The following is an 8,988-nucleotide window of genomic DNA, read 5'->3' on the forward strand; positions in this document are numbered from 1 at the left end:
CTTGGTCTTTGGTCGGCTTCGCTGCAGTCCGTGAAGGAGCGCATCCGGCCTTTATTCACGCAGGATCGGGTTGCAGCCTCGGCCGGTTTGTTTCTGGACGGGCTGCTGGGTGCAGAACAGCGCAAGACGGGATGGATGCGGGCGGAAGCAGCGGGTGACCCTGGTCCCTGGCGACAGCAGGCGATCCTGGGCCGTGGACGGTGGGATGCCGATGCGCTGCGGGATATCGTGCGTGACTATGCGCTGGAGGCGCTTGCCGATGATGACGCGGTGCTGGTGATCGACGAGACAGGCTTCCTGAAGCAAGGCAAGGCGTCATGCGGGGTGGCGCGTCAATATACGGGCTCGGCGGGCAAGATCACCAACTGCCAGATTGGCGTGTTCGCCTGTTACGTGTCCCGACACGGTCATGCCTTCATCGACCGGGCGCTGTACCTGCCCAAGGCCTGGACCGACGATGCCGCCCGGCTGGCGTCCGCGCATGTCCCGGAGGGTACGGGCTTTGCTACCAAGCCGGCGCTGGCCGTGGCGATGATTGAGTGCGCGGTGGCGGCGGGCACACCGTTCGGTTGGGTCGCAGCCGACAGCGTCTATGGCGTCGGCGGCCTGGAGGTGCTGCTGCGCCGGTGGGGCAAGGGCTATGTGCTGGGCGTCAAGGCCGATCACCGGTTCAATTCCTGGGACAAGCCCAGGCCGGTGGGCGGCACCGCCCAGAGCATTGCCGAGGGGCTGGCCGTCGGCGACTGGCAGCGCCTGTCCTGTGGAGAGGGTACCAAGGGTCCCCGTCTGCATGACTGGGCCTATCTGGAACTGGCCGACCTGGACGCCGCCGATTATAGCGACAACCGCACCGGCCTGTGGACACGGGGCCTGCTGATCCGCCGGCACATCGCCGATGGCGAACTGGCCTTCTTTACCACCTGGTGCCCCGCCGGAACCGGCATTGAAACCCTGGTCCAGGTCGAGGGCCACCGCTGGGCCATCGAGGACAGTTTCGAGACCGCCAAGAACGAACTCGGTCTCGACCATAACGAGACCCGTTCGTAAGCATCCGCCGAGCGCCGCAGTCAGGCGGCTTTTTCAAGCTTGCGGGCGGGCTTCCAGTTCCAGGGGAGCAATTCGTGAAGGTGGTTTTGCGGGATGTCGGCGATGCGGGCGAGGACGTCGGCGAGCCAAGCTTGGGGATCGACGTCGTTCATCTTGGCCGTGATGATCAAGCCATACAGGAGGGCGGCTCGCTGTCCGCCCCGATCGGAACCGGCGAACAGCCACGATTTTCTTCCGAGCGCGATGCCGCGCAAGGCGCGTTCGGCGGCGTTGTTGGTCAGGCACACGCGGCCATCGCGCAAGAAATGAGTGAAGCCATCCCAGCGCTTGAGCATGTAGTCCATCGCCTTGGCGACGGGGGCGTGGCGGGAGAGCCGGGCGCGTTCGGCCCGCATCCAGGCTTCCAGCTCGGCCACCAACGGAGTGCTCAATTCCGTTCGCACGGCCAGCCGCCGGTCCGCCGACACTCCGTTGATCGCCCGCTCGAGGTCGAACAGCCGGTCGATCCGGGTCACCGCCTGCAACGCCAGGGGTGAGATCGGCGGCGCCCCGGCCCCGCGCCTGGCGTTGGCCGCGATGTCGGCCAGCACGAAGAATTTGCGCCGCGCATGGGCCCAACAGAGGCAATCCTGGATCGGGCTGGGGCGCCGCTCGGCGTCGTACAGCCGATTGTATCCGGCGTAGGCGTCGGCCTGCAGGATCCCGGTGAAGCCCTTCAGGTGCCCCTCGGGATGCTCGCCCGCCCGATCCCGGGAATAGTAGAACACCACCGCCGGCGGGGCGGGGCCGCCGAACGGCCGGTCATCACGCACATAGACCCAGGCCCGGGCGGTGTCGGTCTTGCCCTTGGCCAGCACCGGCAGGGTGGTGTCATCGCCATGCAGGCGCCCAGCCGCCAGGACATGGGCTTCGATCAAGGCGTGCAGCGGCTTGAGCGCGGCGCAGGCGGCGCCAACCTGATCGGCCAGCGTCGACAGGCTCAGCGGAACGCCTTCGCGGGCGAAGCGTTCGGCCTGCCGGTTCAACGGCTGATGCTGGCCGAACTTCTCGAACAAAATCATCGCCAGCAGGCTGGGTCCGGCCCAGCCACGCGGGGTGACGTGGAACGGCGCCGGCGGCTGGCTGATCGTCTCGCAGGCCCGGCAGGAGAATTTCTCCCGCACCGTCTGGATCACCTTCCACTGGCGCGGAACGCTCTCCAGCGTCTCGGTGACGGTTTCGCCCAGCTTGCACAGCTTGTCCGAACCACAGCACGGGCAAGTCGCCGGGGCCGGGACGACGACGCGTTCGCGCGGCAGATGCGCGGGGAACGGCTGGCGCGAGGGCTTCTTGCGGGGCGAGGCCGCCATGGTGCGGGCCTTGGCCGCCGCCCGTTCGGCCGCCGCCTCGTCCTCGCTCGCCGTCGCCTCGAGCTCTTCGAGCTGGAGCTCCAGTTGGTCGAGCAGCCGGGCCTTGCGCTCGGAACGCTGCCCGTAAAGCTCCCGGCGCAGCTTTTCGATCTCCAGCTTCAGATGCGCGATCAGGGCGTCGGTGCCGGACGCTTTGGCCACCGCCCAAGCCGCCTCGGCTTCCGCCACGCAGGCCCGAGCCTCGGCCGCGGCCAAGGCGGTGCGCAGAGCGGCGATGTCGTCCGGGATGGCGTCCATGGCCGCCATTTTACGGAAAAACGGCCCGGAGTTGCTGGCTTTTCGGCCTCAAACACGCCGCCTGATTCATCGTGCCGCAGTCATCCGGCGGCTTCGGGCCGCCAAGTCTTCTGGGGCATGCGCCAGTCGATTCCTTCCAAGAGACAGCCCATCTGTCCCAGGCTGATCGCCACCACCCCGTCGGCCGGCGAGGGCCAGAGGAACCGGCCACGCTCCAGCCTTTTGGAAAACAGGCACATGCCTTGGCCGTCGTGCCAGATCACCTTGATCAGGTCACTGCGGCGCCCCCGGAAAATGAACAGATGCCCGCTGTGCGGATCGTGCCCGAGAACCTCCTGGACCTGGAGCGCCAGACCGGCCCAGCCCCGGCGCATGTCCGAAAAGCCCGCCGCCAACCACACCCGCGTTCCGGGCGCCGTCGGCACCATCACGCCCCCAACACCGACAGAACCCGCCGGAGCGCCTCGGCGTCGACATGGCGATCAACCCGCAGACGGTGCCCGCCCGACAGTTCGATCTCGATCACGCCATCCGCCGGCACCGCCCCGCCCTCCAACGCGGCCGCTGGGACCGGGATGGAGGGCGGAGCGATGGAAGCCTCCGTTGGCGGCGACAGCGCGACCACCGCCAACTCTTCCTCCGGCCGGACGATCACCGGTAGGAAGCTGGCCGGCGCCGCTTTGGACGTTCGCCCCCGGCTGCGCGTGGCCAGCCCCTGCGATTGCCGACGCCACGTGTAGAGCAACCCGGTGGAAATCCCGTAGCGCCGCGCCACCGCGCTGCCCGAGGATCCCGCCCGCTCCATCTCCGCCACGATCGCCAGCTTCTGGTCGACGCTCCAGCGCCGACGCCGCTCCGGCCCCGGCAAAATCTCAGCCTTCGATACCGATCCCGTCATGAGTGCGCTCGTAAGAGGTGGTTCGCCAAAACACCCCAGACAAGACAGCGAACCGCGACGCCTTCAAGGCGGCCCTCGCCGGAGAGATACACCCGTTCCTGGCATGGATGGCGCCGGCATGTCTCCCTGGTCATGCTCGCCTTTGCCATGCTGGCCACCATCCGCCATCACCTCAACCGCCAGACACCCCAAAAAACTCTCCAATGGGCACGGCGGATGGCACCGCCACCCCATCCTTGATCCGATGGTCCATGCAGGAAATCAGGCGCATCGCCACCAGAATGGCTCAGCGCCAAATCCAACCCGCCCACATCATCGCATGGTCAATCTGGCGACGCGCCCATCAGGCAGTCGCAAGGTGCGCTCACATCAAAAGAAATACGCAACTGTAATGCTAGCCACTTCGATGCGAGAATCACCCCGGTGCCGTCCCAAACCAAGAGCTTGAGTCGGTCCTGGCAGTGCGAGCGGAAGGCGAAAACGTCGCCGCAATAGCGATCGGCTCAGCGCCTCGGCGACCAGGGGGACCAAGCCGTGGACTGCCGTCACCAGATGGTGGTTGATCGTCGCCCAGAGCCCGTCGTCACCGCCAGCGGTAGAAGTAGCCCTGCACCGTCGTAAAGGCTGGAAAATCCTTCGGCAGCATCCACCACTGGCAGCAGGTCATCGCGATGTACAAGATGCCATCCACCATCGCGCACAGCTCGGTCGTCCAGGGCCGATCGAGCCGTCGAGCACGAGGAAGAAAGGGCTCAATGACAGCCTATTCCGCATTCGTCATATCGCTTGAATACCGAAGCTCGTCTCGTCGATACTTCCGCCGGGTGATTTCAGTCCAGACCATCTTGGGAAACCTTCGTAGCTCGCAACCACAAACGAATCACAAGGTACTGAAATCACTCAACTCTTTTTCGGTCAGCCTCTAAAATAGAATTGCAATACCTTTAAATTCTGATATTATGTTATAAAAATCCATATGTGATCAAAGTTAAGTTAGGAAGCCGGGATTATCAACGTACGGATGATGATATGAGTGGTATAGCTTATCTGAAGCGGCTGGTAGAACTCCTGTGTCGCCCCTATTCAATGGATCAGCACTATGAAGATCGCGCCAGATTCATGGAGATCATCGGCGCTCTGTTCGGTGAGCAAAATGTTTGGGTATGTCTTTGGTTGCTAGACACAAATGAACAACGCAACGAGCTGCGCCTGGACCAGATTGTTACTCTCAAAAATAGCGAATTAGTTGATAAATTTACTGAATCAAAGATTCATTTTGGTGGTATTTTCGCTGAACTATCACGGGGCAGCGGAAACGAACCCATAGATGTCCTGGCTAAGCGAACGATCTCCCACAGATTAAGAACTGGACCTCTGCAGGCCATAACTAAAGAGGTCGGTCTCCTGGAGGGGGATGAATCATTCCACGCCTTGGCGGGACACGACGGCCACTATATCGGTTGCATTCAGGTGGTGGCGAAAAACGCCGCTCCCATCGGGGATGAGAACGCAGCGGTCCTACCGCTCGCGACGCGGGCCTTGGCAGATCAAATCAGACGCAGCCGCGAGTACCGGATCTGGAACCGCCAGAAGGAAATCGGCGTGGAGTTAATGGCGACCAACTCCGCCGAAGTCGCCTTGCAGATCATGGCGGAGGCGGTGCGGAAGGGTTGCTGGGCACAATTCAGCTCCATTACCTACACGCGATGCAACCATCGAAAAGAGATCATCAAGGCGGAAAGCCGCGCTGAGGGAGTTGAACTCCAATCGTCGCCCGAACTGATCCAAGTCGCGGTGGAAAGGAAACAGGCAATCCGGTTGGAGGGAAAGACTCTGGCCACGCAGTCAACAGGTTCCAGCCTGATTTTTGGACAGAGCCTTTCGTTCGCCTCCATGGCAGTGCCGGTGTTGGTAGAAAGCTGGAGTGGCGATAACGTCAAGAAGAACGAAGGGGTTGCCTGCGTGATCGAGGTGGTCGGCAAAAACAGTAGCGGCCATTTCTATTCCTCGTTCAGCAACCAGGATGAGGCATTCGTGAATGGCATTGCGACGATGTTGGCCGAAGCACTGCCTCGGTTGGAAATGCGCGAAGCGCAAAGATTGATAGCCGATGCGGTCGAGCAGATTGAGCTTAAATCCACAGCAATCATCGACACTGGGAAAGATGTTCTTAACGTATTCTATAGCCTGGAGACGTTAGTCAGACAGATCGCCCCATGCTCCACGTTCTCCGCCGTCGTCGGGAGCGGTAACCTCCTCCATCTGTCTGACGAGTCCTTCAGAAATGTGGTGGAGAGTGCCGTCTCGAAGATCGACGCAAAAAGCAGCGAAACCATCATCACGGTGGGAAGCGGAAAGGCGTACGTCATACCTCTCGCCCATTTGGAAAGCGGAAGGAACAAGCTCGTCATCGGTATCTCCACACATGACATCCTAAAATACAGAAAAGTCATTCTGGGGTACCTGTGTCGTGAGTTTGGAAGTCTAATCGGCGACCGGCTGCGTTATCGAAAGATGATTAAGGATCTGACAGAAACTAGGCATGCCTTAAGGTCCGGCCTGACTGGCGTCGTCACCCATCTAGATGCGGTTCGACGTATTTATTATCGCTATCGCAATAAAGGTCCGGAAAGATTACATGAAGTTTTGGTCCATGAGCGGGAATTCAGCGAATATCTGGATTGGGCAACATTATTCGTGCAAAGAACAGCAGTTTTTGTCGATGAAACACGCCTTCTTCTGGATAATTTAAATCCTAGCGCGCTAAAAATCACATTTTTTGACATTGATCGCGTATTAGATGAGGCCATTAATTGCCTTACACCAGAAGCTAATGATCGTGGTTGCAATATTCAGCGCGAAAAAAGGATGCCAAATGATTTGACAAATGGTTGGGCTGACCGTGATTTGATCTATATATTATTATTTAATATTATTGATAATGCGATCAAATATTCATTCCGTGACCGCACGATCACCGTCGAAATCAGTGCCACTCAAGATCAATGGCGCGTCCGGGTGATCAACCTTGGTGTCCCCATCCCCAAGGACAAACGCCAAACGATTTTTCAACTGTTCCACCGCGAAAGCAGCGGCATGGCTCCCGACTCTCGTCGTCCCGGCACCGGACTGGGCCTGTCCGTCTCGGCCATGATCCTGACGGCCCACGACCCCAAGCGCGAAATCGAGGTTGATTCTATCGAGCAGGCTGATGGCAGTTGGCGCACCTGCTTCACTATCCCCATTCCACGGCTACTGAAAGCACGATGATGTTAGATACCAAAGAAAGCATCAAATATACTATTATCCATTTCGATGACGAGCCGGCAAATATCCGCGCCTGGATGAGCACGGTCTTTGATATTTTATGCGACTATTACATTGGATTGGAAGATGTACCCGGAGCAAAACTAATTGCTACAGATGGACTCAGCATGACTATTACGGTAGATCAACGCAGGATACAGATCGTTTATATAATAGCCTGCACAGAAGAGTATTTTTTCGACCTATTGAAGGGAGTACAAACACCGGAAAAATGTGTAATTATATTTGACTTAATGCGTTCAGGAAAAACAGGTCTTGAACTTATTGGCGACCATCTTTTCGATGAGTGTAGAGGAAAAAATTTCGCCGGGAGATTTTTCCTGACCGCTTATGCCGATCGAGTCCCGCCGGCGATCGTCGCTCAGATCGGAAGAAACAATATTTGGCCAAAACCGCCAATGACGGCGGCATTCATTTACGAAGTCATATCCAAGTTGCGGCTTATCAACTGACGGAACACGGTGATGAAGGTGGATGGCAAGTCGTGCGAAATACCCGATGTCGCTCAAGTGGCCGTCGAGCTTCGAGGGTGTATCGGCGAGAAAGACCTTGATCGCGCCCTTGTCCGCGCTTTCATCAACATTCCCGGTATCAGCGCGTTCGCCTGCCTTGGCAAAGGAGGAGACGATGCGCTTGTTATTACACCTCAAATGAAAGATGGCGACGCCGTTGCTGAGAAAATGATACATCACCTTATTTTGAAGTCCAAAACCTGGAACTTGAAGCAAAACGACCATATCTATGAATTGGGAGAGGATATTTTTCACCGAAAAACTGCCGAATTCCCCCAAGAAGAGGGTGATGATGAAGAGTTCAAAATGCTATTTATCGCAAGAATCTTAAGCAAAGGGAAAAATTATACGCAGGAGATGCGATGCGCCCTACTCATAAAAAAAGACAGCTGCTTTTGTGATAAGTCGAACTTCCGCTCTGACTCTGCCCTTTTTGTGATCGCGATGATGCTGGACGAGGCCGTACGACGGCGCCGCGCCGCATTCCAAGCGTTTCCCCCAGTTCTTTCAGCCTTCTATCTCCGTCAAGCTCACTCAAGAAGAAATAAGGGAACCTCCATTGATCCCCCTTGGTTGCGGCATGATAAAGGAGGAGATGGAATTGATACAGTCACCATCTCTTTGGATTTACGAAAATCTACACAAATGATGGAAAAGGCTGTGCATCCTGAATATTTTGCAAAGTGGTTGTCAGCGATGGTGCAGGTCTTGCGCTCTATCGTCCATCGACATCTAGGGGTGTTTGACAAATTCACCGGCGACGGGATCCTTGCTCATTTCCTGGTCAGAGACATTCGAGCACTATCCGGCGAGAACCAGCGTTCGGCAGTTCGGGCGGCAGTATGCTGCGCTGATCAGATGATTGAGGCCATAAACATCCTCCTACACGCTGTACAGCCCTTCATCCGTTTCGACAGCGGCTTGTTCGGTGCGGGGGTGGGGATCGCCCGGGACTGGGCTCATTGGGAAAATGACCGCGACAACCAGTTGATCGTGGTCGGCACAGGCGTGGTGGATGCGTGCCGCATGTCGTCCGGAGCGAAGGCCGGCAAGATCCTGACGACGGTAAACACCTTCCACAACTTCATGGACGATGGGGCATGCTCTGGACTGAAGTGTCGCCAGAAGAATTTCGTCGCCAAGGGATATCCTGAAGATCACCAGTACCGGGTATGGGCGCTTTCGAGAACGCATCCTTTGAGCACCGAATCAAGCGATTGGATCGAACAGACGTGTAACAACGCCCTGTCGTTGGCCTACAACGAGGGCAATGAGGAGGCACCGTGCTCCGGTGCATGGTCCGCGATACGACGCATACGGTCGGTCGTTGCCCGCGATGTCGCCCTTCATGACCCGCCAATAGCACCCAATTGTGTGAAAGGCTGTGGATTGGAAACGGGAGTTGGGTGACGTGAGCGGCGAACCCAGCGTAATACCTGAGCACCTCCGGGAACTGGGTGTCGAAGAGAAGGCCGTCGTCGCCACCCAACTTGTGAGTCAGAATTTGAGTCCGGAGGGGGAACTATCAAAGTGGGTCACCCGGGTCGCTGCCGGTGGC

At 58.3% G+C, this 8,988-nt stretch carries 6 protein-coding genes and 4 pseudogenes; 5 read left to right on the forward strand and 5 right to left on the reverse strand.

Annotation, left to right across the window (positions count from 1 at the left end):
• Positions 1 to 1,044, forward strand: a pseudogene (locus tag ACODS4_RS27835) (IS701 family transposase); the annotation flags it as partial.
• Between the two features lie 23 nt (positions 1,045 to 1,067).
• Here the strand turns inward: ACODS4_RS27835 and tnpC are convergent.
• The 3 genes from tnpC to tnpA all read right to left on the reverse strand — a co-directional run bounded on the left by tnpC (position 1,068) and on the right by tnpA (position 3,591).
• Complete coding sequence (gene tnpC / locus ACODS4_RS27840) at positions 1,068 to 2,693, reverse strand: IS66 family transposase (protein WP_488869089.1); 1,626 nt, start codon at positions 2,691 to 2,693, stop codon at positions 1,068 to 1,070.
• Between the two features lie 80 nt (positions 2,694 to 2,773).
• Complete coding sequence (gene tnpB / locus ACODS4_RS27845; RefSeq protein ID WP_488869091.1) at positions 2,774 to 3,121, reverse strand: IS66 family insertion sequence element accessory protein TnpB; 348 nt, start codon at positions 3,119 to 3,121, stop codon at positions 2,774 to 2,776.
• Positions 3,121 to 3,591, reverse strand: coding sequence for an IS66-like element accessory protein TnpA (gene tnpA / locus ACODS4_RS27850; RefSeq protein ID WP_488869093.1), 471 nt, complete (start codon positions 3,589 to 3,591; stop codon positions 3,121 to 3,123). Before tnpA ends, tnpB (ACODS4_RS27845) begins: the two co-directional genes overlap by 1 nt.
• 90 nt (positions 3,592 to 3,681) lie before the next feature.
• Between tnpA and ACODS4_RS27855 the strand changes: the two are divergent.
• Positions 3,682 to 3,831 (forward strand): annotated as a pseudogene (locus ACODS4_RS27855) (IS701 family transposase); the annotation flags it as partial.
• Between the two features lie 83 nt (positions 3,832 to 3,914).
• On the opposite strand, the pseudogene tnpB (ACODS4_RS27860) reads toward ACODS4_RS27855, so the two are convergent.
• Positions 3,915 to 4,079, reverse strand: a pseudogene (gene tnpB / locus ACODS4_RS27860) (IS66 family insertion sequence element accessory protein TnpB); the annotation flags it as partial.
• 58 nt (positions 4,080 to 4,137) lie between these two features.
• Positions 4,138 to 4,435 (reverse strand): annotated as a pseudogene (locus ACODS4_RS27865) (transposase); the annotation flags it as partial.
• A gap of 185 nt (positions 4,436 to 4,620) precedes the next feature.
• Here ACODS4_RS27865 and ACODS4_RS27870 point away from each other — a divergent pair.
• Genes ACODS4_RS27870 through ACODS4_RS27880 form a run of 3 tightly spaced genes read left to right on the forward strand, consistent with a single transcriptional unit; the run spans position 4,621 to position 8,840 of the window.
• Complete coding sequence (locus tag ACODS4_RS27870; RefSeq protein ID WP_488869095.1) at positions 4,621 to 6,861, forward strand: sensor histidine kinase; 2,241 nt, start codon at positions 4,621 to 4,623, stop codon at positions 6,859 to 6,861.
• The gene (locus ACODS4_RS27875; protein ID WP_488869097.1) at positions 6,858 to 7,370 is read left to right on the forward strand and encodes a hypothetical protein; all 513 of its coding nucleotides are present in this window, start codon (positions 6,858 to 6,860) and stop codon (positions 7,368 to 7,370) included. Before ACODS4_RS27870 ends, ACODS4_RS27875 begins: the two co-directional genes overlap by 4 nt.
• A 12-nt stretch (positions 7,371 to 7,382) precedes the next feature.
• Positions 7,383 to 8,840, forward strand: coding sequence for a hypothetical protein (locus ACODS4_RS27880; protein WP_488869099.1), 1,458 nt, complete (start codon positions 7,383 to 7,385; stop codon positions 8,838 to 8,840).
• Positions 8,841 to 8,988 lie beyond the last annotated feature (148 nt).

Source organism: Azospirillum sp. FG154, from assembly GCF_057809575.1.

Excerpts from the sequence above, each read along its gene's own strand:
- tnpC (WP_488869089.1), bottom strand. The coding sequence starts at position 2,693 with ATGGACGCCATCCCGGACGACATCGCCGCTCTGCGCACCGCCTTGGCC.
- tnpB (WP_488869091.1), bottom strand. The coding sequence starts at position 3,121 with ATGGTGCCGACGGCGCCCGGAACGCGGGTGTGGTTGGCGGCGGGCTTT.
- tnpA (WP_488869093.1), bottom strand. The coding sequence starts at position 3,591 with ATGACGGGATCGGTATCGAAGGCTGAGATTTTGCCGGGGCCGGAGCGG.
- ACODS4_RS27870 (WP_488869095.1), top strand. The coding sequence starts at position 4,621 with ATGAGTGGTATAGCTTATCTGAAGCGGCTGGTAGAACTCCTGTGTCGC.
- ACODS4_RS27875 (WP_488869097.1), top strand. The coding sequence starts at position 6,858 with ATGATGTTAGATACCAAAGAAAGCATCAAATATACTATTATCCATTTC.
- ACODS4_RS27880 (WP_488869099.1), top strand. The coding sequence starts at position 7,383 with ATGAAGGTGGATGGCAAGTCGTGCGAAATACCCGATGTCGCTCAAGTG.